At 44.7% G+C, this 24536-nt stretch carries 24 protein-coding genes; 16 read left to right on the top strand and 8 right to left on the bottom strand.

Annotated elements, in window-relative coordinates; genetic code table 11:
* Nucleotides 1–143: 143 nt before the first annotated feature.
* Together znuB and znuC are read right to left on the bottom strand one after the other, a co-directional pair.
* Nucleotides 144–929: a zinc ABC transporter permease subunit ZnuB gene (gene znuB / locus I2494_RS01920; RefSeq protein ID WP_218465665.1), complete on the bottom strand. Its 786-nt coding sequence runs from the start codon at nucleotides 927–929 to the stop codon at nucleotides 144–146.
* Complete coding sequence (gene znuC / locus I2494_RS01915) at nucleotides 926–1684, bottom strand: zinc ABC transporter ATP-binding protein ZnuC (RefSeq protein ID WP_140918507.1); 759 nt, start codon at nucleotides 1682–1684, stop codon at nucleotides 926–928. The genes znuB and znuC overlap by 4 nt, the downstream gene beginning before the upstream one ends.
* Nucleotides 1685–1751: 67 nt before the next feature.
* On the opposite strand from znuC, the gene znuA reads away from it, so the two are divergent.
* The 3 genes from znuA (at nucleotide 1752) to lpxM (ending at nucleotide 5174) form a co-directional block, all read left to right on the top strand.
* Nucleotides 1752–2729, top strand: coding sequence for a zinc ABC transporter substrate-binding protein ZnuA (gene znuA, locus I2494_RS01910; protein WP_407657830.1), 978 nt, complete (start codon nucleotides 1752–1754; stop codon nucleotides 2727–2729).
* Between the two features lie 20 nt (nucleotides 2730–2749).
* Nucleotides 2750–4066 (top strand): murein DD-endopeptidase MepM, encoded by a 1317-nt coding sequence (gene mepM / locus I2494_RS01905; protein WP_218465666.1) that lies wholly within the window; start codon nucleotides 2750–2752, stop codon nucleotides 4064–4066.
* 130 nt (nucleotides 4067–4196) lie between these two features.
* Nucleotides 4197–5174 (top strand): lauroyl-Kdo(2)-lipid IV(A) myristoyltransferase, encoded by a 978-nt coding sequence (lpxM, locus tag I2494_RS01900; protein WP_218465667.1) that lies wholly within the window; start codon nucleotides 4197–4199, stop codon nucleotides 5172–5174.
* A 57-nt stretch (nucleotides 5175–5231) separates the two neighbouring features.
* Here lpxM and pyk read toward each other — a convergent pair whose 3' ends face one another.
* Nucleotides 5232–6674 (bottom strand): pyruvate kinase, encoded by a 1443-nt coding sequence (gene pyk / locus I2494_RS01895; protein ID WP_130591446.1) that lies wholly within the window; start codon nucleotides 6672–6674, stop codon nucleotides 5232–5234.
* A 276-nt stretch (nucleotides 6675–6950) separates the two neighbouring features.
* Entirely contained in the window at nucleotides 6951–7796 is an 846-nt protein-coding gene (locus I2494_RS01890; RefSeq protein WP_218466018.1) for a MurR/RpiR family transcriptional regulator, read from the bottom strand.
* A gap of 359 nt (nucleotides 7797–8155) precedes the next feature.
* Between I2494_RS01890 and zwf the strand changes: the two genes are divergently transcribed.
* The 5 genes from zwf to mdtI all read left to right on the top strand — a co-directional run bounded on the left by zwf (nucleotide 8156) and on the right by mdtI (nucleotide 12388).
* Nucleotides 8156–9631, top strand: a complete 1476-nt coding sequence (zwf, locus tag I2494_RS01885) for a glucose-6-phosphate dehydrogenase (RefSeq protein ID WP_218465668.1) — start codon at nucleotides 8156–8158, stop codon at nucleotides 9629–9631.
* Between the two features lie 73 nt (nucleotides 9632–9704).
* Complete coding sequence (gene pgl, locus I2494_RS01880; protein WP_218465669.1) at nucleotides 9705–10400, top strand: 6-phosphogluconolactonase; 696 nt, start codon at nucleotides 9705–9707, stop codon at nucleotides 10398–10400.
* A 108-nt stretch (nucleotides 10401–10508) separates the two neighbouring features.
* The gene (locus tag I2494_RS01875; protein ID WP_130591442.1) at nucleotides 10509–11150 is read left to right on the top strand and encodes a bifunctional 4-hydroxy-2-oxoglutarate aldolase/2-dehydro-3-deoxy-phosphogluconate aldolase; all 642 of its coding nucleotides are present in this window, start codon (nucleotides 10509–10511) and stop codon (nucleotides 11148–11150) included.
* Nucleotides 11151–11694: 544 nt separating this feature from the next.
* Complete coding sequence (gene mdtJ, locus I2494_RS01870) at nucleotides 11695–12069, top strand: multidrug/spermidine efflux SMR transporter subunit MdtJ (protein ID WP_218465670.1); 375 nt, start codon at nucleotides 11695–11697, stop codon at nucleotides 12067–12069.
* On the top strand, nucleotides 12056–12388 hold the full coding sequence (gene mdtI / locus I2494_RS01865) for a multidrug/spermidine efflux SMR transporter subunit MdtI (protein ID WP_218465671.1): 333 nt from the start codon (nucleotides 12056–12058) through the stop codon (nucleotides 12386–12388). The genes mdtJ and mdtI overlap by 14 nt, the downstream gene beginning before the upstream one ends.
* Before the next feature lie 309 nt (nucleotides 12389–12697).
* On the opposite strand, the gene I2494_RS01860 is transcribed toward mdtI, so the two are convergent.
* Nucleotides 12698–13042 (bottom strand): RidA family protein, encoded by a 345-nt coding sequence (locus I2494_RS01860; RefSeq protein WP_218465672.1) that lies wholly within the window; start codon nucleotides 13040–13042, stop codon nucleotides 12698–12700.
* Between the two features lie 300 nt (nucleotides 13043–13342).
* Between I2494_RS01860 and I2494_RS01855 the strand changes: the two genes are divergently transcribed.
* The 4 genes from I2494_RS01855 (at nucleotide 13343) to rnd (ending at nucleotide 19145) form a co-directional block, all read left to right on the top strand.
* Nucleotides 13343–15259, top strand: a complete 1917-nt coding sequence (locus I2494_RS01855) for an ATP-dependent DNA helicase (protein WP_218465673.1) — start codon at nucleotides 13343–13345, stop codon at nucleotides 15257–15259.
* An 86-nt stretch (nucleotides 15260–15345) separates the two neighbouring features.
* Nucleotides 15346–16047 (top strand): tRNA (adenosine(37)-N6)-threonylcarbamoyltransferase complex dimerization subunit type 1 TsaB, encoded by a 702-nt coding sequence (tsaB, locus tag I2494_RS01850; RefSeq protein WP_218465674.1) that lies wholly within the window; start codon nucleotides 15346–15348, stop codon nucleotides 16045–16047.
* A gap of 193 nt (nucleotides 16048–16240) precedes the next feature.
* Complete coding sequence (fadD, locus tag I2494_RS01845; protein ID WP_218465675.1) at nucleotides 16241–17929, top strand: long-chain-fatty-acid--CoA ligase FadD; 1689 nt, start codon at nucleotides 16241–16243, stop codon at nucleotides 17927–17929.
* A gap of 79 nt (nucleotides 17930–18008) precedes the next feature.
* Nucleotides 18009–19145 carry a ribonuclease D gene (rnd, locus tag I2494_RS01840; RefSeq protein ID WP_218465676.1) on the top strand — a complete coding sequence of 379 codons (1137 nt, stop codon included), beginning with the start codon at nucleotides 18009–18011 and terminating at the stop codon, nucleotides 19143–19145.
* A gap of 74 nt (nucleotides 19146–19219) precedes the next feature.
* On the opposite strand, the gene minE is transcribed toward rnd, so the two are convergent.
* From minE to minC, 3 genes are read right to left on the bottom strand one after another with little or no spacing between them, the layout of a single operon-like run.
* Nucleotides 19220–19489 carry a cell division topological specificity factor MinE gene (minE, locus tag I2494_RS01835; RefSeq protein ID WP_218465677.1) on the bottom strand — a complete coding sequence of 90 codons (270 nt, stop codon included), beginning with the start codon at nucleotides 19487–19489 and terminating at the stop codon, nucleotides 19220–19222.
* Nucleotides 19490–19492: 3 nt separating this feature from the next.
* Nucleotides 19493–20308: a septum site-determining protein MinD gene (gene minD, locus I2494_RS01830; RefSeq protein WP_218465678.1), complete on the bottom strand. Its 816-nt coding sequence runs from the start codon at nucleotides 20306–20308 to the stop codon at nucleotides 19493–19495.
* A 23-nt stretch (nucleotides 20309–20331) separates the two neighbouring features.
* The gene (gene minC / locus I2494_RS01825; RefSeq protein ID WP_218465679.1) at nucleotides 20332–21009 is read right to left on the bottom strand and encodes a septum site-determining protein MinC; all 678 of its coding nucleotides are present in this window, start codon (nucleotides 21007–21009) and stop codon (nucleotides 20332–20334) included.
* Nucleotides 21010–21158: 149 nt separating this feature from the next.
* Between minC and I2494_RS01820 the strand changes: the two genes are divergently transcribed.
* The 4 genes from I2494_RS01820 to I2494_RS01805 all read left to right on the top strand — a co-directional run bounded on the left by I2494_RS01820 (nucleotide 21159) and on the right by I2494_RS01805 (nucleotide 23930).
* Nucleotides 21159–21428: a YcgL domain-containing protein gene (locus I2494_RS01820; protein ID WP_218465680.1), complete on the top strand. Its 270-nt coding sequence runs from the start codon at nucleotides 21159–21161 to the stop codon at nucleotides 21426–21428.
* A gap of 110 nt (nucleotides 21429–21538) precedes the next feature.
* Nucleotides 21539–22576 (top strand): lytic murein transglycosylase, encoded by a 1038-nt coding sequence (locus tag I2494_RS01815; RefSeq protein WP_228350806.1) that lies wholly within the window; start codon nucleotides 21539–21541, stop codon nucleotides 22574–22576.
* 155 nt (nucleotides 22577–22731) lie between these two features.
* Entirely contained in the window at nucleotides 22732–23388 is a 657-nt protein-coding gene (locus I2494_RS01810) for a fumarylacetoacetate hydrolase family protein (protein WP_218465682.1), read from the top strand.
* A 95-nt stretch (nucleotides 23389–23483) separates the two neighbouring features.
* Nucleotides 23484–23930: a YcgN family cysteine cluster protein gene (locus I2494_RS01805; protein WP_218465683.1), complete on the top strand. Its 447-nt coding sequence runs from the start codon at nucleotides 23484–23486 to the stop codon at nucleotides 23928–23930.
* Nucleotides 23931–24536 lie beyond the last annotated feature (606 nt).

Genomic DNA, 24536 nt, shown 5'->3' with positions numbered 1-24536 from the left:
CACTGACGAAAAATCTGTCATCTGCAAGACCTTTATATTTCGGACAGGCTATTTTAAAGCTTATTGCCATATCATTCATACTAAAAAATACGGCTTTACCTCACGAGATCAATAAATTTTTATTCTCTTTATTTCTCATAAGATTAATCGGATTGTCTTTTCATCAAACTAAGGATGAACAAACAGCAGGAGCAAAGCACGACGGAAGGGCCAGCAGGCGTATCGTGGAAAGCGGAAAGCGTCAACCCACCCGTTACGGCAATAATTCCAATAATAACTGCAAAACCAGCCATTTGTTCTGGTGTGCGTGAAAATCTGCGCGCGGTAGCAGCAGGAATAATCAGTAATGAGGTAATAATCAGTGCTCCAACAAATTTCATTGCCAGACCAATAGTTAAGGCAGTGACCAGCATCAGTAATAACCGAACTCTTTCAGGATTAATACCATCAACGTGCGCCAATTCAGGATTAATGGTTACTGATAATAAGGAACGCCATTGCCACCATAAAATCGCCAGTACCACAACCACACCGGCACCAATCATCCATAGATCATTAACCGTAACAGAGAGCAGATCGCCAAACAGATAAGCCATCAGGTCAACACGAACATTCGACATTAAACTGATAGTGACTAAGCCTAAAGAAAGGGCGCTATGGGCCAGAATACCTAACAGCGTATCGACGGCAAACTGAGGGCGACGTTCCAGCCATACCAAACCAACTGCCAGCAACAGGGTGATAGCAATTACTGCATAAAAAGGATTAATGTTCAGTAACAAACCAAAAGCGACACCCAGTAAAGAGGAGTGTGCCAGCGTATCACCGAAATAAGACATTCGGCGCCAAACGACAAAAGAGCCTAAAGGACCTGCGGCCAGCGCCAGTAATACGCCCGCCATCCAGCCCGGAAATAACAGTTCTATCATGCTTTATTACTGCCTGAAGTTTTAAGAACAATACGACCTTGCAGGTCATGTTGATGATTATGACGGTGGTGATAAACCGCTAATTGGCGGGCTCCGCGGTGGCCAAACATCGCAATAAACTCCGGATGTTCAGAGACGGCTTCCGGTGCACCAGAACAGCAAATATGTTGGTTAAGGCACAGCACTTCATCCGTTTTTGCCATAACTAAATGTAAGTCATGAGAAACCATTAATACCGCACAGTTTAGTTCGGTACGCAGTTTCTCGATCAGATCATACAATGCCAGTTGCCCATTAACGTCAACACCTTGGGTCGGTTCGTCCAGTACCAGCAATTGAGGGCGATTTAACAGAGCCCTGGCCAGTAAAACGCGCTGGGTTTCTCCGCCAGACAGTTTTTGCATGGGCATTTTTACTAAATGCTTTGCCTGAACGCGGCTGAGAGCCGGCAGAATATCCTCTTTTTTTACACCGGGACGCAGGCGCATAAAACGCTCAACGGTCAAGGGCAGAGTAGGATCAAGGTGCAATTTCTGTGGCACATAGCCAATACGTAAATCTTTAGGGCAGCTAATTTTCCCTGACGCAGGGGAGACCAAGCCTAAAACAACGCGAACCAGCGTCGATTTACCGGCACCATTTGGGCCAAGCAGGGTAAGAATCTGACCTTCATTCAGGGTCAGAGAAACATCGGAAAGAACTTTCCGGCTACCGAAAACAACAGAAATATGTTCTAACTTAAGCAAACTGGACATTTTTCATTTTTCTTGCAGAATTCAAGATGTGTTATATTATAACATATCAAAGGCAATTACTATTCAAATGAGATTAGAACAAATGCAGCAAACAGCAAATACGAAATGGTTTAACCGCATGATTTTGGCTGGAACACTATTAACAGCAGGCATCGCGGTTAACGCATCGGCCGCGGTTTTAACCTCAACTAAACCACTGGGGTTTATTGCGGCAGCCATTACCGAAGGGGTTACACCGGTAGAAGTACTGCTTCCGGATGGTGCATCGCCGCATGATTATGCGCTTCGTCCGTCAGATGTCCAGAAAATACGTTCAGCGGACTTAGTTGTATGGATAGGTCCGGATATGGAAGCTTTTCTGACTAAACCATTACAACAGGTAAATGAAAAGAAACAAATTCCATTAGCCAGCCTGGATTCAGTAAAACCATTATTGATTAAAGGCGGTGAAGATGACGATCATGATGAGGGGCATCATGAACAACATACTGATAATGCTCACAATCATGACGAACATGACCATCATCATGGTGACTATAATATGCACATTTGGATGTCACCGGAAATAGCGAAACAGTCTGCAATTGCAATTCATCACAAATTATTGGAACTTATGCCACAAAATAAGGACAAATTAGATGCTAATCTTACTCAGTTCGAGAAACAACTAGAGCTGACAAAAGAAAATATTGCTAATATAATGCAGCCGTTGCGTGGCAAAGGATATTTTGTTTTCCATGACGCTTATAATTATTTTGAGAAAACATTCGGTTTAACCCAATTAGGGCATTTTACGATAAACCCCGAAATCCAGCCCGGAGCGCAACGCTTACACAATATACGAACACAGTTGGTTGAGCATAAAGCAGTATGCGTTTTTGCTGAGCCACAATTCCAGCCAGCCGTCATAAATGCTGTCGCCCAAGGGACGAATGTCCGCATCGGAACACTGGATCCGTTAGGCAGCAAAGTAACGTTAGGTAAAGATAGCTACGTACAGTTTTTGACCCAGCTATCCCAACAGTTTACGAGCTGCCTGGAGTAACAGAACGAGGAATTCGAGTAGTGCTCCAAGTCGTTAGAACCATTGCGCTGTTTTATAATAATTTACCACGGCCTCATAAGTTTACCTTTGGGGCTCTTCTGTTTCTCACCTGGAGTATGTTGGTTTGGCAGGCGGCAGTATATAAACCAATAACGGAATCGCCGCTTCCTTTACCCACAACGACCGCAACCGATGGCAGTATTTCAACCGATGCTGATGATGCTGAACCGATGGATCAGCCAACGCCTGATGATGAAATTCCTAAGGATGAGTTGGATGAAACCACCAGCGATGCGTCAACACCGAACGAATATGTGGTTTCTAATGGCGATACTCTTGGCAGTATTCTGACTCAGTTTGGTATGGATGCCTCTGATATTTATTTACTGGCCAATAAGAACAGTGCATTAGCTAATCTGAAAATTGGTCAGCAGTTGAACTGGGTGCTGGATGATGAAGGTACGCTGCAATCGTTGACCTGGGTAGTTTCTCGCCGGGAGACGCGTGTATATGAACGCGCAGAGAACGGCTTTAAAGAAACTATCAATACCTTAAAAGGTGAGTGGAAGAATGCTGTTGTAACCGGAAAAATGGACGGGAGCTTTCTGGTTAGTGCCAGAGCCGCAGGTTTAACGAATTCGGAAATTCGTGCGGTAACCAAAGCGCTTCAATGGCAACTGGATTTTCGTAAGTTGCGTAATGGCGATCGTTTCTCGGTATTACTTTCCAGAGAAGTGCTGGATGGTAAGAATGAGCAAAGCCAATTGATTGGCGTAAGAATGCAGAGCTCCGGTAAAGATTATTATGCTATTCGCTCGGGCGACGGTAAATTCTACGACCGTGAAGGTTCTGGTTTAGCAAAAGGTTTCCTGCGTTACCCAACGCCCAAGCAATATAAAGTGACATCGCCGTTTAACCCGCGTCGTTTGCATCCAATTACCGGTCGTGTAGCACCGCATAAAGGGGTCGACTTCTCTATGCCGATTGGCTCTCCGGTTCTGGCAGTGGGTGATGGCGAAGTCGTGGTCGCTAAATTCAGCGGTGCGGCAGGTAACTATGTGGCGATTCGTCATGGTCGCCAGTACAGCACTCGTTATATGCACTTGAATAAGATTTTGGTGAAGCCTGGTCAGAGAGTTAAGCGAGGCGATCGTATTGCATTGTCCGGCAATACCGGTCGTTCCACCGGGCCTCATTTGCACTATGAACTGTGGGTTAACGAGCTGGCAGTAAACCCATTAACCGCAACGCTTCCACGTTCTGACTCTCTGATTGGTAAGGATCGTGCGGAATATCTTGCCCAAGTTAAAGAAGTAGTTCCACAACTTCATCTCTGAGAATAAAATAGAACGCTGCTAATCATTTGGCAGCGTTCTATTTTTCAAACACTGTTTAATTATTTCTATTCATCAGGTGAGCAGACTATTATCAACTGCAGGGTTGTTCATCTATCTAATGAGTTTTGGCATGCAAAAACAACAGCGTTCAAATATTGAGTTTATTCCCCTATTTAAGAAGTCCTTTTTTCTGCCTAAATATTGGGGCGTCTGGCTGGGGGTTGGCGTTATGCTGTTATTGGCCTATGTGCCAGTAAAAATCAGAAACCCAATGTTGGCATCGTTGGCTAAACTTGCCGGCCGATTTGTGGGCAGTGCCCGACGTCGTGCCAGAATCAATTTATATTATTGCTTTCCTGAATTAAGTGAACAACAACGGGAAGCGATCATTGAACAAATGTTTGTCACCGCCGTTCATTCCACCATGTTGATGGTAGAGCAGAGCGTACGCAGCCCGGAATATCTGATGAAGCGAGTACGCTGGCATGGTGATGAGCAACTGGATGCTATTCGTGCTTCCGGACGCAATGTGATCTTTATGGTACCGCACGGTTGGAGTGTGGATATCCCGGCAATGATGATGGCAGCGCGCGGCCAGCCGATGGCGGCTATGTTTCATAATCAAAAGAATGAGCTGGTTGACTGGATGTGGAATACGGTACGTCGCCGCTTTGGTGGGCGGATGCATGCCCGTCAGGATGGGATTAAACCATTTATCAGTTCAGTACGTCAGGGCTACTGGGGATACTATCTGCCGGATCAGGATCATGGTGCTGAACACAGCGAGTTCGTTGATTTTTTTGCTACTTACAAAGCAACATTGCCTGCGGTTGGTCGATTAATGAAAGTATGCCATGCGGCAATTGTGCCGCTATTCCCGGTTTATCGTTCTGATGAAGGTATTTTAGATATCTATATTAACCCGGAAATGAGCGACATTGCCGACGCTGACCAACATACGATTGCTCGCCGAATGAATGAAGAAGTTGAGAAATTGGTTCGTCCTAATCCGGAACAGTATGTTTGGGTACTTAAGTTTCTGAAAACCAGAAAAGAGGGCGATACAGAGCCTTATAAGCGCAACGACTTGTGGCCAAAGGATAAATAATTTCTATTTCAAATAAAAAGGGCCCATTTGGGCCCTTTTTATTAATGAAAAATCGAATTACTCAATTCGCAGAATACGACAAGTATTAGTACTACCAACCAGCGCCATCACGTCACCCTGAGTAATGATAACCAGATCGCCAGACATCAGGAAACCACGATCGCGCAGTTGATTGGTTGCCGCCATTGCCGCTGCCAGACCATCGCAATCACCCGTAAACATCACCGGTGTCACGCCACGGTAGAGGGCACACAGGTTCAGGGTTTGTTCATGACGAGACATAGCGAAAATAGGCAAACCGGAACTGATACGAGACATCATCAATGCGGTACGACCCGACTCGGTCATGGCGATAATAGCGCTAATGCCTTTCAGGTGGTTAGCGGCATACATCGTCGACAATGCAATGGTGTCTTCAACGTTGTCAAACTCCACATCCATTCGGTGTTTGGATATATTCAGACGAGGCATTTTCTCTGCCCCAACGCAAACGCGAGCCATTGCTGCAACAGTTTCGGCAGGATACTGACCGGCGGCGGTTTCTGCTGAAAGCATCACAGCATCGGTACCATCCAGTACGGCGTTGGCAACGTCCATGACTTCTGCACGGGTTGGCATTGGATTGGTGATCATCGACTCCATCATCTGAGTTGCGGTGATAACCGTACGGTTTAGCTGACGAGCACGTAAAATCAGTTTTTTCTGCACGGCAACCAGCTCAGGGTCACCAATTTCTACGCCCAGATCGCCACGAGCGACCATGATAGAGTCAGATGCCAGAATGATATCGTCGATGGCTGCATCAGTCGCTACGGCCTCAGCACGTTCAACTTTAGCGACAATTTTAGCATTGCAACCGGCATCGCGCGCCAGGCGGCGTGCATAGTTCAAATCTTCACCGGTACGAGGGAAAGAGACGGCTAAGTAATCTACGTTGATTTTTGCAGCAGTGATGATATCTGCTTTATCTTTTTCGGTTAACGCATCGGCAGAGAGGCCGCCACCCAGCTTGTTAATACCTTTATTGTTTGACAGCGGGCCACCAACGGTAACTTCGGTAAACACTTTCATTCCCTGAACTTCAAGTACTTTCAGTTGTACACGACCATCATCCAGTAACAGGATATCGCCGGGAACAACATCTGCAGGCAGGCCTTTATAATCGATACCGACTTTTTCTTTATCGCCATCACCAACAGACAGATTAGCGTCCAACAGGAATTTGTCGCCAACATTCAGGAATACTTTGCCTTCTTTAAAGGTCGACACTCGAATTTTAGGCCCCTGCAAATCGCCTAAGATGGCCACATGCTTACCTAATTTTGCTGAGATTTCTCGAACTTTGTTAGCGCGGAGTTGGTGATCTTCGGGGGTTCCGTGGGAGAAGTTTAAGCGGACTACGTTGGCACCTGCGGCAATGATTTTTTCTAAGTTATTGTCACGATCGGTTGCAGGGCCTAACGTGGTAACAATTTTGGTTCTTCTAAGCCTTCTGGACATGTATCACTCCATTCAACATGATAAGTTTTGACCTAATCAGTGTGTTTTTAAAGCGTTAGTACTAATAAAAATCAGACATATGGTATCTGCCTGACTTTAAAAAATTTCAGTGGTCTTAATTTCTGAGGGGTTTTATACCACTATATAGCTAGCTTCTCAAATAAGAGCTGTCACGTTTCATATCACAGCAGGCTAATCGTTTGCTTAATATCAAATTATCAGGTTTAGTGATTAAACTGTGTTTTCATTTAATTGAAACTGTGCATGAAATAAAGTTTAACGATCTTTATCAAAACGCGATTGCTTCAGGGCATCTTTAACGCGTTTCAGGTTATCTCTGGCAAGGCTGCTGCGGAGGGTAAATCCTGTTGCCAATACATCAATAATCGTTAACTGAGCAAGGCGGGAAACCATCGGCATATAGATATCGGTATCTTCAGGAACATCAAGTAAAATAGAGAGATTGGCGGCATTTGCCAGCGGCGTTCCCTGAGAAGTAATGGCAATCACCGTAGCACCATTTTGGTTGGCAATGCTAGCCAGCTCAACCAGACTTTTGGTTCTGCCACTGTGGGAAATTAACACTACCACATCACCCTGGTTGGAATTCATACAACTCATACGTTGCATTACAATGTCATCAAAATAGATCACCGGAACGTTAAATCTGAAAAATTTGTTCATGGCGTCATGAGCAACAACGGAGGAGGCGCCATAGCCAAAAAATGATATTTTTTTCGCTTGAGTCAGTAAGTTAACGGCTCGATTAATGGCTATAATGTCAAGACTGCTCTTCGCCATATTTAAGCTGGCAACGGCAGATTCAAAGATTTTATAGGTAAAGGCATCGGTGGTGTCGTTTTCATCCACATTGCGATTTACATAAGGCGTTCCATTGGCCAGACTTTGCGCCAGCGCCAGTTTAAAATCAGGAAAGCCTTTGGTATTTAACCGGCGGCAAAAACGGTTAACGGTTGGCTCGCTAACGTTGGCAATTTTAGCTAAGGTAGCAATGCTGGAGTGAATGGCAGTTTGTGGCGCGGCTAAAATAGCATCAGCAACTTTCTGCTCTGATTTGCTTAATGAATCTCGAAATTGGTGAATTCTTTCCAGCATATTTATATCCCGCTGTATTTGCCTATTACATTCAAAGGAGAAATCAATCTCTGATTTGTGGAAATATACTACGTGATATCAGATCGTGCAGTAATAAAGCATTATTTTGTAATTTTTTTTCAGAAAATTTGACTCACATCTGATTTTAACGTTTTAACAGCACGAAAAGAGCAAGTGGATAGCTAAATATTTTTTATATTTAATGGGTTACCTATTAGTCTCGCAAGGGTTTACTACAGGTTTTTACTTTTTTATCCACCTATTTACGTCGGTCAGATAAAGAGGTACATTACTTATGTAATAAAATTACAAGATTTTTTTAAGTCGTACACCTACATTTTTACGGCTTAATTGAGGAGATAGTTATGGTAGATGATTCGATAGCTCAAGCCTGTGATTTAGTCATTTTTGGCGCTAAAGGTGACCTGGCTCGCCGCAAGCTATTACCGTCACTTTATCAACTGGAAAAAGCCTGCCACATTCACCCGGATACTCGCATTCTGGGCGTAGGTCGTGCTGACTGGGATAAGGCTGCTTATACTGATGTTATCGAAAAAGCACTGACCACCTTTATGAAAGAGGAAATCGATCCAGAGGTTTGGAAGCGATTAAGTGCACGTTTAGACTTCTGCAATCTGGATGTTACTGATATTCCTGGCTATAACCGACTGGGTCAGATGCTTGATCAAACCAGCAGAGTCACCATCAACTATTTTGCTATGCCACCAAATACATTTGGTGCAATTTGCCGCGGTTTAGGCGAAGCCGGATTAAATAAATTTCCCAGCCGTGTTGTGATGGAAAAACCGCTGGGTACCGATTTAAAATCTTCTCAAGAAATTAACGATCAGGTTGCTGAGTATTTTGATGAATCTCAGGTTTACCGCATCGACCACTATTTAGGTAAAGAGACAGTTCTGAACCTGTTAGCGCTGCGTTTTGCTAACTCGCTGTTTTCTGCCAAGTGGGATAATACTGCCATTGACCACGTTCAAATTACCGTTTCCGAAGAGGTAGGTATTGAAGGGCGCTGGGGTTATTTTGATAAAGCAGGGCAGATGCGTGACATGGTGCAAAATCACCTGTTACAGATTTTAACCATGATTGCGATGTCTCCCCCGGTGGATTTAAGTGCAGACCGTATTCGTGATGAAAAAGTGAAAGTGCTGCGTTCTCTACGCCGCATTGACCACACCAATATTCGTGAAGCAACGGTCAGGGGGCAATATACTGCCGGGTTTGTTCAGGGACAGAAAGTGCCGGGCTATCTGGATGAAGAAGGTGCCAACAAGCGCAGCAACACCGAAACCTTCGTCTCTCTGCGGGTGGATATTGATAACTGGCGTTGGGCTGGCGTACCGTTCTATTTAAGAACCGGTAAGCGTTTGCCGTCCAAGTGTTCAGAAGTGGTTATCTACTTCAAGAATTTGCCAATCAATCTGTTCCGAGATTCTTACCAAACATTACCACCAAATACCTTAACCATTCGTCTTCAGCCTGATGAAGGCGTAGATGTACAGATCCTGAATAAAGTGCCGGGTCTGGACCATAAGCACCGTCTGCAAACAACCAAACTGGATCTGAGCTTCTCCGATACTTTCCATGAACAGCACGTTGCTGATGCCTACGAGCGTTTGTTGTTGGAAACCATGCGCGGTATTCAGGCGTTGTTTGTTCGTCGTGATGAAGTCGAAGAAGCCTGGAAATGGGTTGATTCTATTATGGATGCCTGGGCTGCGGATAATGAACCGCCAAAACCGTATCAGGCAGGTACCTGGGGGCCCGTAGCATCGGTTGCTATGATCACCCGCGATGGCCGCTCATGGAGCGAATTTGAATAAATAAGACAAAACGATGCCATCCTCTCAGGTTAGAATGGGATGGCTATAACGATTGTTAATGAAGGTAACTACCATGGCAAACTTAACTAACTTCCCATCAACGGATGATTTAAATCGCCGCTTAGCGCAACAGGTGGTCTCTGAGTTGCAAAAAGGAATTGATACTAAGGGAAAAGCGAGTCTTGTAGTCTCCGGCGGCAAAACCCCGTTAGGTTTATTTAAATTGCTTAGTCAGCAGCCATTGGCCTGGGAAAAGGTCACCATTACTTTAGCTGATGAACGTTGGGTGGACAGCAGTGATGATTCCAGCAATGAAAAGTTGGTACGTGAAAACTTATTGCAGGAACACGCAGCTACGGCACATTTTGTCTCATTAAAGAATGAGAGTCTCACGCCATTTGAAGGTGCAGAAGGGATCGAAAAATCTCTGAAAGAGATAGCTAAGCCTTTTGATGTTGTGATTTTGGGTATGGGTGATGATGGGCATACGGCATCATTGTTTCCCGGAGCCGAGAATTTATTTCCGGCACTGGATATGAAGTCTAAACGGCTGTGTATGGGAATGACGCCATTAACAGCACCGTTAGACCGATTAACGCTGACGCTACCTGCTTTGTTGAACAGCCGCCATATCTTCCTGCATCTGGTGGGAGAGAATAAGCGGGCGGTTTACCATCAGGCACAGGAAGGGGATGATGTTAATGAAATGCCTGTCCGTGCGGTAATACACCAAACCCATACGCCGGTAGATGTGTTCTGGTCTGCATAACGATTTAAATAATCCTGCGTGTGGCGAGTCAGTTGCACGTTTATTTTAACGGCTGCGACGTGCCTGGCTGAGTCAGGTATTTGATTAGCCACATGGAGATCTCACGAGATGAAAAACTGGAAAGTAAGCGCTGAAAGTATCCTGTCTGATGGGCCGGTTGTTCCTGTTATTGTTATTAAGGAACTGAAAGATGCCGTTCCTCTGGCTAAAGCATTAGTTGCCGGTGGTGTTCGCGTACTGGAAGTGACCTTGCGTACTCCTTGTGCTATGGACGCCATTCGCGCCATTGCCAAAGAAGTGCCTGAAGCTATTATTGGAGCAGGTACAGTGCTGAACCCTCAACAACTGGCTGAAGTTGCAGCAGCAGGTGGTCAATTCGCTATCAGCCCGGGTTTGACCGAGCCTTTGCTACAGGCGGCTGTTGAAGGCAATATGCCTTTGATTCCGGGAATCAGTAGCGTTTCTGAACTGATGCTGGGTATGGATTACGGTTTACGTGAGTTCAAATTCTTCCCGGCGGAAGCTAACGGTGGCGTAAAAGCGCTTCAGGCAATTTGTAGCGCGATCTCTTCAGTTCGTTTCTGTCCTACCGGTGGTATTACCCTGAACAACTGCCGTGACTATCTGGCGCTGCCTAGTGTGTTGTGCGTGGGTGGTTCATGGTTGGTTCCGGCAGATGCTATTGCGAAGGGTGATTTTAACCGCATTACTGAACTGGCTCGTGAAGCAGTGGCGCACGCGAAAGGTTAATTCTCTCTGTTGTTTGGTTACAGATAAATCCCGTTGGCTTAATAACCGACGGGATTTTTTTATAGCCGTGTTTTAATTATATTAAATGCATATTAATGCAGAGGGACTATTCTGGTACTGATATAAGTTATTTAATGCAATGACTAAAGGTGGTTAAATTTATAAATATATTATCTTTTGTGTGTTTACTTTCGTTATTTCCCTGTGGTAAAAATAGAGCTGTAAATAAACTATTCTGGAGGGGTAAGGGCAAATCGTGGTTTTATCACACGACTGACAACCAAATTTCATGATGAACATTCAACGTTCTGTGCTACAAACATCAACTTTTGTCTTCTTTATTTCAGCTATTTTGGCCAGTGAGCTTAACTGGAGCTCTGCACTTTAGCGTCTTCTCCCAGCCTGTTTGGTATATCAATACATTAATTCTGATGTCGCTAATCTATTTTGCGATGAATAATATTTGCTGTCGGTAAATATTATTTTTGGCATCAAAAAATTTAGTGGTCAGGATTATTAAATAAAAATAATCTGGAGAAGAAAAATGATTTATTGGCTGCTGTTATTAATGGCAATTATTACTGAAGTTATTGGCACTTTATCGATGAAATATGCCAGCGAAACCGGAAGTATTTATGGGCACATCATTATGTATATGATGATTACCCTATCTTATCTTTTATTATCCCTTTCCATTAAACGTGTTGCACTGGGAGTGGCCTATGCTTTGTGGGAGGGCGTTGGGTTTTTATTGATCACCACATTCAGCGTGCTGTTGTTTGGGGAAGAAATCTCAGTCGTTAAAGTCGTTGGTCTGGCAGTACTGCTGCTGGGTATCGTGTTGATTAAGTCAGGCACGCAGAAACCAACAGGGAAATCGCAATCCAAAGTGATGGAGAAACATCATGCAACAGCTTGAGTTTTACCATATCGCATTTTTGGCACTGGCGATTGTATTGGAAATTATCGCCAATATATTTCTGAAACTCTCAAACGGCTTTAAGCGTTTTTGGTTAGGAATACTTTCGCTGGTTTGTGTTTTGGGTGCATTTAGCTCACTGGCTCAGGCAGTAAAGGGAATGGATTTATCCATCGCCTATGCGTTATGGGGTGGTTTTGGTATTGCCGCGACTATTGCTGCCGGTTGGATTCTGTTTGGACAGAAGCTAAACGCCAGAGGCTGGGTTGGATTGATGTTACTACTGCTTGGGATGGTTATTCTTAAGTTAGCGGTTTGATGCTGAACTTAAAAATAATCTTCATTTATTATGGTGCTTAAACAAACCCGATAAATTGGTCTCAATGGGTATTCCGATCGTAAAATCTAATATGCCAATATTGATTTTGTGCCCGACCGGAATACCACCGGCACTGGGTTTCGAACCGATGAGCACCATAGCTGAGAACAGACGGTTTACCGACCGTTTTCGGCGCAGAGATAAGCACCGTGTTTTTACGGCCGGAATATTAACCGCTGCTGATTTGCCAGCACTCCAGATTAATGGCAACAAACCTCAGAGCGCGGTTTGTTTTGCAAAATTCTTAACCTAACATGCCGCCACAATCTTAATTTCCACTTTATATTGTGGCTTCATCAACGCAGCTTCTACGGTACAACGCACTGGCGCATTACCTTCCGGAACCCAGGCATCCCATGCGGCATTCATTGAGGCAAAATCAACCCGATCGGCTAAAAAGATAGTGACGTCCAGAATACGTTCTTTACTGGAACCTAACTGGCTAAGCATGATATCGATATCAGCAAGAACGTTCGCCGTTTGAGCGGTTACGTCTGCATCCAGATTGTCAGGTACGCTGGTATAGTAAATAGTGTCGTTATAAATCACAGCATCAGACCAGCGTTTGGCAGGGTTAATTCGTTTAATTGTCATGGTGTATTGCTCCTGAATTTATCATGGTGATTTCATATTAATGGCATAAGGTTAAGATAACCACTCTTGTGGATCAATTCTCTAATAGAAACAAGCATAAACCTGATGCTAAAAATGTGCATTAGCGCAGCGGTTGTTGGCAAGTCAACTTACTGAATATCAGCCAATTTCTTGTTATATGAGCAAACAGGGTGGTGGTGACAGGTGAGGACAGGCATAATAAGCAACTTCTTTTACCGTATCGGCGCTATGCTGGCGGTCAGACTCATTCAACAAGCTTAACCCAACGGATACTCATACTTGGCAGATGATTTCGCACCCAAAGGTGCACTAGCTCAGGCAATTAGAGGTTTTAAGCCGCGTGAACCGCAGCGCGTAATGGCCAAGGCTATCACTCAGGCAATCAAGAAAAAACAGGAACTGGTGGTGGAAGCAGGTACCGGCACAGGAAAAACCTATGCTTATCTGGTGCCGGCAATACGTTCTAAACGTAAGGTTATCATTTCAACCGGCTCGAAGGCCTTGCAAGACCAGCTGTTCGCCCGCGATTTGCCCACAGTTGCTACCGCACTGGAATTTAGTGGCAAGCTGGCGCTGTTAAAAGGGCGCTCTAATTATCTGTGCCTTGAGCGCATGGAACAACAATCCATGACCGGGGGAGAACTCACTAATTCAACGCTTAACGATCTGGTCAATTTACGCCGTTGGTCGTCCAGCACTGTGGATGGGGATGTAAGTACCTGTACTCAGGTAGCGGAAGATAGCTATATCTGGCCTTTGGTTACCAGTACTAATGACAACTGTTTGGGTAGCGATTGTCCCTATTATAAAGAGTGTTTTGTAGTCAAAGCTCGTCGTCGGGCAATGGATGCAGATCTGGTCGTGGTCAACCATCATCTTTTTTTAGCCGATATCGTGGTGAAAGAGACTGGTTTTGCTGAGCTTATCCCGAATGCCGATGTCATGATTTTTGATGAAGCCCATCAATTGCCAGACATCGCCAGTCAATACTTTGGCCAGCAGGTTACCAGTCGTCAGCTATTGGATTTGGCAAAAGACATTATTATTGCTTACCGCACAGAAGTGCGGGATATGGCGCAACTGCAAAAGAGTGCCGATCGTTTAACCCAAAGTACTCAGGATTTCCGACTGGCACTGGGAGAACCCGGCTTCAGAGGTAATTTACGGGATGTTCTGGAACAACCCGCTATCCAACGTGCACTGTTATTAGTCGATGATGCACTAACTCTGTGTTATGACGTAATAAAAATGGCATTAGGTCGTTCGGCCTTGCTGGATGCTGCTTTTGAAAGAGCGACTCAGTACCGAACACGTCTTGATCGTCTGAAAGATGTTACGATTCCCGGCTATAGCTATTGGTACGAGTGTGGAGCTCGCCATTTTGTGTTGGCGCTGACGCCGCTTTCCGTATCGGATAAATTCCGTGATTTAATGGACGAAAAAAAGGGCAGTTGGATTTTTACTTCAGCAACGCTCTCGGTTAATGATTCTTTGGATCACTTCAGTCAGCGTTTAGGGTTGGAAAAAGCCGAAACACTTATTCTTGCCAGTCCGTTTGATTATGAAACACAAGCATTGCTATGTGTGCCACGTTTTCTGCCATCACCTAATCAATATGGTGGAGCTAAACAACTGGCAGCCATGCTGCAACCACTCATTGAGGCTAATGACGGCCGCTGCTTCTTTTTATGTACTTCGCACCAAATGATGCGTGATTTAACCGAAGCCTTCCGAGAGAGCATGACCTTACCGGTACTGATGCAGGGAGAAACCAGCAAAGGCAAGCTGCTGTCTCAATTTGTTGATTCCGGCAATGCATTACTGGTGGCAACTAACAGCTTTTGGGAAGGGGTAGATGTGCGCGGCGATGCACTGTCCTGTGTCATTATCGATAAACTACCCTTTACCTCACCGGATGACCCGTTGCTTAAAGCGCGCATTGAAGATTGCCGACTGCGTGGCGGCGATCCTTTTAATGATGTTCAACTTCCGGATGCCGTTATCACTCTGAAGCAAGGGGTTGGACGGCTGATTCGAGATACTGACGACCGAGGGGTGATTGTCATTTGTGATAATCGATTAGTCATGCGTCCTTATGGGGCTATTTTCCTTAACAGTTTGCCGCCAGCGCCCAGAACGCGTGATTTAACCAAAGCGATTGAATTTCTTCATCAACGCTCAAAGCCTGATGAATAAAACTGCTCACCTAATGAATAATAACCATCATCAATATGATATGATTGGCGGATTATTTTTATCTGTAATCCCGCCTGAGGTTTTCTATGTCAACGCGAATTCTTGCGCTTGATGCAGCCACAGAAGCGTGCTCCGTTTCCATCTGGAATGACGGTAAAGTTCATGCTTTGTACGAACTGTGTCCTCGTGAACATACCCAACGTATTTTACCTATGGTTCAGCAAATTTTAGCTGAAACCGGTCTTACTCTGGCCCATATGGATGCTCTTGCTTTCGGCCGCGGTCCGGGGAGTTTTACCGGCGTGCGAATTGGTATTGGTATCGCACAAGGATTAGCCTTAGGCGCTGATTTACCCATGATTGGCGTTTCAACACTGAATACGATGGCTCAGGGTGCTTATCGAATGACCGGCATGACGCAAGTCCTGACCGCTATCGATGCCAGAATGGGAGAGGTCTACTGGGGGCAGTATCAACGCTCTTCACAAGGGGAATGGAGCCTGATTAATACGGAGCAGGTTCTGTCACCACAGCAGGTTAAAGAACAGCTTAAATCCACTCATGGTGAATGGGCTATCGCCGGTACCGGATGGGAAACCTATCCGGATATGGCAAACGAAACCGAGGTGATAATTCGTAACGGTAAAATGCCGTTGCCACAGGCAGAGGATATGCTGCCTTTGGCCGTTTCCTGTTGGAAAAAAGGCGAAACTCAAGCGGTAGAGTCGGCAGAACCGGTCTATTTACGTAATGAAGTGACCTGGAAAAAACTACCCGGTCGGGAATAAAGGAAGACCATTCTCGTTTTCCTTTATGCTTTTGTCAGAGAATGTAATTTTTTGATATTACAGTGGTAATAGAATATTAGCCTATGTTAAGCATAGGGATATTAACGGTTAAGTTCACTGTAATCAGTCTTGTTCTGTGTAAAGAATAACCACGACAGAATGAAGACAAAATATCAGATACAGGAGTATTTCATTGAATAAGGTATGGTTATCCCGTTATCCCAAAGATGTTCCGGCAGAGATAGACCCTCAACGCTATCCATCACTGGCGGATATGTTTGAAAATGCGGTGAATCGCTTTGCCGATCAGCCTGCTTATATTAATCAGGGGAAGGTGATGACCTTCCGTCGATTAGAAAAGCGCAGCCGGGCTTTTGCCGCCTACCTGCAAAATTCACTGGGATTGAAAAAAGGTGACAGGGTTGCAGTAATGATGCCGAACCTGTTGCAATATCCGATTGTACTGTTTGGTATTTTGCGTGCGGGTATGGTGGTGGTGAATGTGAATCCACTGTATACCCCAAGAGAGCTGGAGCACCAGTTAAATGACTGCGGCGCAAAAGCGATCGTTATTGTGTCGAACTTTGCCCATACGCTGGAAAAAGTCGTTAAGCAGACGCAAATTGAACATGTCATTCTCAGCAGTCTGGGAGATCAGCTCTCTGTTGGTAAACGTTCTCTGGTCAATTTTGTCGTTAAGTACATTAAAAAACTGGTGCCCAAATACAATCTGCCCGGAGCGGTATCATTTCGTAGTGCTTTACATAAAGGACGTAACCAACAGTATATTAAACCACGGTTATCACCTGATGATTTGGCCTTGCTGCAATATACCGGGGGAACTACGGGGGTGTCCAAGGGGGCCATGCTGACTCACGGCAACCTGTTGGCCAATATGGAGCAAGCGCGTGCTGCCTATATTCCTCTGTTGATTGTGGGTCAGGAACTGGTAGTGACAGCTCTGCCGCTTTATCATATTTTTGCGTTAACCGTAAACTGCCTGCTGTTTCTTGAAGTGGGGGGATGTAACCTGTTAATCACTAATCCACGTGATTTAAAAGGCATGGTGAAAGAGCTTTCCCGTTATCCATTCTCGGCATTGACAGGGGTGAATACCTTGTTTAATGCACTCATCAATGATGAGGATTTCCGCGAGTTGGATTTCAGCCATTTGCGTATTACCGTTGGTGGCGGTATGTCGGTTCAGCGCAGTGTTGCAGATCGTTGGCAACAGCTGACCGGAACCCATTTGCTGGAAGGTTATGGCCTGACCGAATGTTCACCACTGGTTGCGGGTAATCCTTATGATTTGCAGCAATACAGCGGCAGTATTGGTTTACCGGTAGCATCTACGGAAATACGACTGGTTGACGATCGGGGGATTGATGTACCAGAAGGGCAGCCAGGCGAACTTTGGGTCAAAGGCCCACAAGTAATGAAGGGCTACTGGAATCGTCCTGAAGCGACGAATGAAGTGTTAAATGATGGGTGGTTGGCCACCGGTGATATTGTGGTGATGGACGAACAGGGATTTATGAAGATCGTCGATCGCAAAAAAGATATGATTTTGGTTTCCGGATTTAACGTTTATCCTAATGAAATTGAAGAGGTGGTCGCCAGTCACGCGAAAGTATTGGAAGTGGCTGCCATTGGCGTGCCAAATGAAGTTTCCGGGGAAACGGTGAAAATTTATGTGGTTAAAAGAGATCCAAGCCTGACTAAGGATGAGCTTTTAGCACATTGTCGTAGTGGATTAACCGGTTATAAAATCCCAAGAATTGTTGAATTTCGTGATGAACTGCCGAAGTCTAACGTGGGTAAGATTCTACGTAAGGATCTGCGCGATGAAGCTATTAAACAGCAAGCGGGTACTCAAGAGTAATTAGCTTGTGATAAGGCATAGATAACGCCGGTTTTCCGGCGTTATTTGTGTCAGAAACTAACAAATAAGAGACTATGTTTTGGATTATCAACTGATAACAACCGATGTTGAATTACAACAGGTTTGCGAACGTGCCAGTCTGGTTTCACGCATTGCGCTGGATACTGAATTTGTTCGAACCCGAACGTATTACCCCCAGTTAGGATTGATTCAACTTTATGATGGTGAACAGGTCGTTTTAATTGACCCGTTGAATATTCAGCAATGGGAACCCTTTCGCGCACTATTAATTAATCCAAAAGTCATTAAGTTTCTCCATGCCTGTAGTGAAGATTTGGAGGTCTTTCTCCACGAATTTGGCGTATTGCCAGAGCCTATGATCGATACCCAAATACTGGCGGCATTCAATCAACGTTCTCTTTCTACGGGATTTGCAGCACTGGTTGCGGAATATCTGGATATTGAGCTGGATAAAAGCGAATCCCGAACGGATTGGTTGGCGCGTCCCCTAACCGAAAGGCAGTGTATTTACGCCGCGGCAGATGTTTTCTATCTGCTACCTATTGCTGATTTGATTTTGCAAGAGACCGAGCAACTAAAATGGCTGGATGCGGCTAAAAATGAGTGCATGATGATGAGCAAGCGCCGTTGTGAACTGCTTGCTCCTGAAGATGCCTATATTGAGATTAATAACGCCTGGCAGTTAAATCGCCGTCAGTTAGGGTGCCTGAAGCTGTTAGCTGCCTGGCGTTTAAATTACGCCCGTGAACGAGACATGGCGGTTAACTTTGTTGTCAGGGAAGAAAATCTGTGGCAAGTGGCTCGACACCAACCATCATCAATGGGGGAACTGGAGCCATTAGGTCTAAGCGGGCCCGAAATTCGTTACCATGGAAGAACCATGCTGCGCTTAGTGGCCGAAGGTCAGCAGTTGCCGGAAGAAACCTTACCAGAAAAAATATCACGGATAGTAGATCACGCGGGCTATAAGAGAGTGTTTAAAGAGATTAAAACGCTGATTCAGACTATTTCCAGCGAAAGTGGACTGAATGTTGAACTTCTGGCATCGCGCCGTCAGATTAATCAGTTACTGAAGTTTTTCTGGCAGCAAGAGGGCAGCGAACAGCCAGAGCTGATGCAAGGATGGCGAGGACAGCTAATGAGCGAGCGTTTAAGCGCATTGCTTGAGCAGGAAGCCAGAGCCTTTATGTCATAACTGGTAGCCTCAATTAAAGCAGAAAACCGCCTTAAAAGGCGGTTTTTCTCATGTTATAACACCATTCGGTATGATTAACGCTTCACTTCATCATGTTCTGGTAGCGTTACATTCAGCTCCAGTACTGAGATATCATCGCCTTTCTGCTCCAGTTGAACGGTCACCATCTCCGGATCGATCTGCACATACTTGCAGATAACCTCAAGCAGGTCACGCTTCAACTGAGGTAAGTAGTGCGGCTCACTATCGCCGCGACGACGTTCCGCAACGATAATTTGCAGCCGCTCTTTAGCGATATTGGCGGTTGGCTTTTTACGAGACAGGAAAAAATCTAACAATGCCATGGCTTATGCCCCTCCAAACAGTCGCTTTAACAGACCTTTCTTCTCTTCAGTCAGGAAACGGAATGGTATTTCTGCACCTAACAAACGCTCAACAGTGTCCGCATAAGCTAAACCAGCATCAGATTCGGTATCCAGAATGACAGGTTCACCCTGGTTGGAAGCACGTAGTACCGACGGGCTTTCAGGAATAACACCCAGCAGAGGAATGCGTAGAATTTCCAGTACGTCTTCAACGCTTAACATATCACCACGGTTAACGCGGCCAGGGTTATAGCGGGTGACCAACAAATGCTCTTTGATTGGTTCTTCGCCATTTTCAGCACGACGAGATTTTGATGCCAGAATACCCAGAATACGGTCAGAGTCACGTACTGAAGAGACTTCCGGGTTAGTAGTAATAATGGCTTCATCTGCGAAGTACAGTGCCATCAGGGCTCCGCTTTCAATACCAGCGGGAGAGTCACAAACGATAAAGTCGAACTCCATTTCAGCCAGATCTGCCAGTACTTTTTCTACGCCTTCTTTAGTTAATGCATCTTTGTCGCGAGTTTGAGAGGCAGGCAGAATATAGAGGTTTTCTGTACGTTTATCTTTAATCAGTGCCTGGTTAAGCGAAGCATCACCCTGAATGACATTAACAAAGTCATACACTACGCGGCGTTCACATCCCATGATTAAGTCGAGATTACGTAACCCGATATCGAAATCGATAACGACAGTTTTATTTCCTTTTTGTGCTAAACCAGTAGCAATGGCAGCGCTGGAGGTGGTTTTACCAACGCCCCCCTTACCGGAAGTAACAACAATAATTCGTGCCATAAGGTGTTCCTTGTAAATAAGGCTTAATTTAATGATTCAATAGTTAAAATGCTATCTTGCAGAAACAGTCTTGCGCTGCGCTCATAGAATGTAGATGGAATTCTGTCACTTAGCCAATATTCACCGGCAACCGAGACCAATTCAGCAGCTAGCTGGGTACAAAAAAACTGACTGGTAATATCGCCACTGGCACCCGCCAGAGCACGACCGCGCATCATGCCGTAAACATGAATATTACCATCGGCAATAAGTTCGGCGCCGGAACTGACCGAGCTGATAACGATAAGGTCACAACCACGAGCGTAAATTTGCTGGCCGGTACGAACAGGGGTGCTAATTATTCTTGTTTTCGGCGGCGGAGGAGGTGGCGTAGCAGCTTTGGTGACTTTACCTGCCTTGCCTTCTGTCAGCAGTGGTAAACCGGCAGATTGGATAGAGCGTTTTTGTTCATCATTATGATAACCACTTACACCAACGACGCGTAAGCCAGCATCCATTACTGCACGCTGCACCTGTAACCAATCAGCATCAGGTGTCAGTGCAGCTACGTTCAAAACCACGGGCGCATTTTGTAGAAAAGCGGGGGCTTGCTTCACTTTTTCAGTTAAAGCTTCCCGAATGATACTAGGTTCTGAATGATTCAAATGAACAACAGACAGAGTAAAACTACTGCCTTTTAATTCAACTGGCGATTGTGACATCTATCCTACTCAGTTTTGGCCCCCGCTATTATAGCCAGAGCACTGTTTTAATGTTCAATATTGTAAAATGCACGAACGTATAGCTGCATGTTATAGTTAGCGGCATATCTAGGCAAGTCAATGACTCAATTAATTAGAGCGAAAGAACAATGTTGTGTGCAATTTACCGTAGTAATAAACGCGATCAGACCTATCTTTATATTGAGCAGCAGGATGATTTTTCTAAAATCCCTGAAGCATTAATGAACAGTTTCGGTAAACCTGTGTTTGTTATGACACTTAACTTAGAGCAAAGGGCTAAATTAGCCTCAGCCGATATCACCAGAGTAAAACAAGATTTGATGGAACAGGGGTTCTACTTACAAGTTCCGCCTCCGGTAGAAAGTCTGTTAAAAACGCCGGATGACCTCTACGATTAAACCGCATTTAATTTTAAGATAAATGGTTTGATATTATTTGGCGCTTCCATAGCGTTGTAAAAATAGATTTTCTTATGCGGATTACGTAAGAATAATTTGGGATGACGATAGTGAAATTATCGACAATTGCCTGGTTGACAGCTGTAGTGCTGGTTGCCGGATGCAGCAGCAAAAACCTTCAGGCTCAACCAAGTATTAATAACGCTTCAGGTGGCACTTCAGCATCGGAACAAAGTGCGGCTTATAACGAATCACAGTTTCCTGCCTATGTAGAAAAGCTTAAGGCCAGAGCCTTGAGTGAAGGTATCAATCAACAAACTATCGATCAGGCATTTGCGAATGTCTATTTTTTGAGCCGGGTGATTGATTCAGACAAGAATCAGTTAGAAAAAAAGATCACCCTCGATGATTATCTGCAGCGCGTATTACCAACCTGGAAAGTAGAGCGCGCACGCCAAATGTATCAGGCCAATAAAACTAAACTCAATAAGGCCAGTAAACGTTCAGGTGTTCCTGCCAGCTATATTGTGGCGCTATGGGGTATGGAGAGTACTTTTGGCAAACGTCAGGGGAAAGAAGATATCATTTCTGCTCTGGCAACGTTAGCGTTTGAAGGACGCCGTGAAGAGTTTTTTACTAATCAGTTGATAGCCGCATTGCAAATTTTGCAGCAAGGTCATATTCAGGCTGACCAATTTAAAGGTTCGTGGGCAGGGGCAATGGGCCAAAGCCAGTTTATGCCAACTTCATTTCTTAAATATGGGCTGGACGGGAACGGTGACGGACGGATTGATATCTGGAATACTCTGGATGATGTTTTCGCTTCAACTGCAAATTATCTGGCAACCGAAGGCTGGAATTCTAATGAAGGTTGGGGACAAGAGGTTAGGGTAACAAAAGATCTGACGGATAACGTTGTTGGTCTGGAAGATAACAAAGTGAAAACCGTAGCCGAATGGCAAAAACTGGGGATTGTGCTGTCGCATAAAGTCTCCGCTAATCAGCGAGCCTGGATTATTCAGCCTGATGATGCGCAGGGGAGAACATTTATGGTATTTAACAATTTTCGAACTATCATGCACTGGAACCGTTCTACTTACTTTGCGATCAGTATCGGCACTTTGGCAGATAAAGTTGTACAAAACTAAGCGTTTAATCTAAGTTTTTGTTACCGATGTAATGATACTATCGGACGATAACACTCGGACAACACCAAACGATCCGGCATGATGTTGGGTTGAAAACAATAATAAATGACAACATTGATAAAATCAGACAAAGGTTATGAAGGAGTAGCAATCATATGTATCAACATCGGGATTGGCAGGGTGACCTGTTAGAGTTACCTGTGAGTAAAGTGGTTTGCGTTGGCAAAAATTATTCAGACCATATCAAAGAGATGGGGGATAATACGCCTCAACAGCCGCTTCTGTTCATTAAGCCTGAAACAGCGTTATGCGATATTACTCAGCCAATAGCAATTCCGGACGGATTTGGTTCCGTTCATTATGAAGTCGAACTGGCGGTACTCATTGGGTTACCGTTAAAAAATGCAGATGAAGGGCGCGTTGCTAACGCAATCGTAGGATACGGCATTGCTATTGATTTAACCCTGCGTGATTTACAGGCCGAGTGTAAAAAAGCAGGCGAACCTTGGGAAAAAGCCAAAGCATTTGATAATTCCTGTCCTATTTCTGGTTTTATTCCGGTAGGGCAATTTGGTGATGCTCAACAGGCTTCACTATCACTGTCGATTAATGGTCAGGTGCGCCAGAACGGGAATACCCGTGAAATGATTACCCCGATTCTGCCGCTGATTTCTTACATGAGCCGCTTCTTTACGCTGCGCCCTGGAGATATTGTTTTGACCGGTACACCTTCGGGCGTAGGCCCAATTGAACATGGTGATAGCTTCACCGTTGCGCTTAATGGTAAAGAAATTACCAGCCGCGTGTTATAATCGTTTCATATCGTCTAAAACAGACGCCTGTAGCCAACAGTTACAGGCGTCTGTTTTTAGATTAATCCCTTATTTATTAATACCGGAATACCATCATGAGCCAATCCTTTTTTTGGCAGCAAAAAACGCTGCCCGAGATGACCGATGACGAATGGGAGTCGTTGTGTGACGGATGTGGTCAGTGCTGTTTAAATAAACTGATTGACGAAGACACCGATGAAATCTACTTCACTAATGTTGCATGCAATCAGCTTAATATTAAAACTTGTCGATGTAGCAATTACGATCGTCGTTTTGAGCTGGAAGAAGATTGCATCAAATTAACGCGTGATAATTTACCTACTTTTGAATGGCTTCCACCAACCTGTGCCTATCGTCTGATAGCAGAAGGGAAGGCGCTACCGGAATGGCATCCACTGTTAGCCGGTTCTAAATCAGCTATGCATGCTGCCAGAATTTCAGTGCGTCATATTGCGGTTCCTGAGAGTGAAGTGATTGACTGGCAGGATCATATTTTAAATAAACCCGATTGGGCCAGGTAATAATTTGATTTATAAAGTTAAATCTATCTATTGTTAATTGTCTGAGCATAAGTGGAACATTGTCGATAAAATTTGCGTTCAGTATTTTCATTTGGTCGTTATCATTTTCACTCATCCATTTACCATAAACGCTATAGACCATTTGAGCTGAAGTATGTCCCATTTATTTGACTACAATACAGCGGTGGTGAGCCTGATTGTCCTGTTACTACTATCAGTTTTGAGGCGTGAAATGGGCAACCACAACTATATTTCTACTAATTGTTATTGGTCATTTCTTTGTATTAATATTCTCCCACGCGAGCGCATAAATTTTTTCACACCTCATTCCTGTATTAATGGCAATCTGCCAGATATTCCTGACGCATAATGTTTTCTATTTCACGCATAGAGAAGGGCATCCCGTAGCGCGCTTTGTAAGCTACGCCAAAAGCGTGTAAGTCTATATCGACTTTTCGTGTTTATCAGGTGGCAGGTCTGCAAGATTGTGGCTCATGATAATGTCTCTTTTGCCTTGATATTATACATAACAGGGACAAGGGACTATTGTGTTACCCGGCCCCCTTTATTATTCATCCTGAAGATCGGGATTTTATAGGGCACCGG

The organism is Limnobaculum allomyrinae (assembly GCF_016649425.1).
GTDB lineage: Bacteria > Pseudomonadota > Gammaproteobacteria > Enterobacterales > Enterobacteriaceae > Limnobaculum > Limnobaculum allomyrinae.
The sequence above is the reverse complement of the archived record's forward strand: the minus strand, read 5'-3'. Positions and strand labels throughout refer to the sequence as shown.

Coding starts and splice junctions, on each gene's coding strand:
- znuB (WP_218465665.1), bottom strand. CDS start 929: ATGATAGAACTGTTATTTCCGGGCTGGATGGCGGGCGTATTACTGGCG.
- znuC (WP_140918507.1), bottom strand. CDS start 1,684: ATGTCCAGTTTGCTTAAGTTAGAACATATTTCTGTTGTTTTCGGTAGC.
- znuA (WP_407657830.1), top strand. CDS start 1,752: ATGAGATTAGAACAAATGCAGCAAACAGCAAATACGAAATGGTTTAAC.
- lpxM (WP_218465667.1), top strand. CDS start 4,197: ATGCAAAAACAACAGCGTTCAAATATTGAGTTTATTCCCCTATTTAAG.
- pyk (WP_130591446.1), bottom strand. CDS start 6,674: ATGTCCAGAAGGCTTAGAAGAACCAAAATTGTTACCACGTTAGGCCCT.
- zwf (WP_218465668.1), top strand. CDS start 8,156: ATGGTAGATGATTCGATAGCTCAAGCCTGTGATTTAGTCATTTTTGGC.
- pgl (WP_218465669.1), top strand. CDS start 9,705: ATGGCAAACTTAACTAACTTCCCATCAACGGATGATTTAAATCGCCGC.
- I2494_RS01875 (WP_130591442.1), top strand. CDS start 10,509: ATGAAAAACTGGAAAGTAAGCGCTGAAAGTATCCTGTCTGATGGGCCG.
- mdtJ (WP_218465670.1), top strand. CDS start 11,695: ATGATTTATTGGCTGCTGTTATTAATGGCAATTATTACTGAAGTTATT.
- mdtI (WP_218465671.1), top strand. CDS start 12,056: ATGCAACAGCTTGAGTTTTACCATATCGCATTTTTGGCACTGGCGATT.
- I2494_RS01860 (WP_218465672.1), bottom strand. CDS start 13,042: ATGACAATTAAACGAATTAACCCTGCCAAACGCTGGTCTGATGCTGTG.
- tsaB (WP_218465674.1), top strand. CDS start 15,346: ATGTCAACGCGAATTCTTGCGCTTGATGCAGCCACAGAAGCGTGCTCC.
- minE (WP_218465677.1), bottom strand. CDS start 19,489: ATGGCATTGTTAGATTTTTTCCTGTCTCGTAAAAAGCCAACCGCCAAT.
- minD (WP_218465678.1), bottom strand. CDS start 20,308: ATGGCACGAATTATTGTTGTTACTTCCGGTAAGGGGGGCGTTGGTAAA.
- minC (WP_218465679.1), bottom strand. CDS start 21,009: ATGTCACAATCGCCAGTTGAATTAAAAGGCAGTAGTTTTACTCTGTCT.
- I2494_RS01820 (WP_218465680.1), top strand. CDS start 21,159: ATGTTGTGTGCAATTTACCGTAGTAATAAACGCGATCAGACCTATCTT.
- I2494_RS01810 (WP_218465682.1), top strand. CDS start 22,732: ATGTATCAACATCGGGATTGGCAGGGTGACCTGTTAGAGTTACCTGTG.
- I2494_RS01805 (WP_218465683.1), top strand. CDS start 23,484: ATGAGCCAATCCTTTTTTTGGCAGCAAAAAACGCTGCCCGAGATGACC.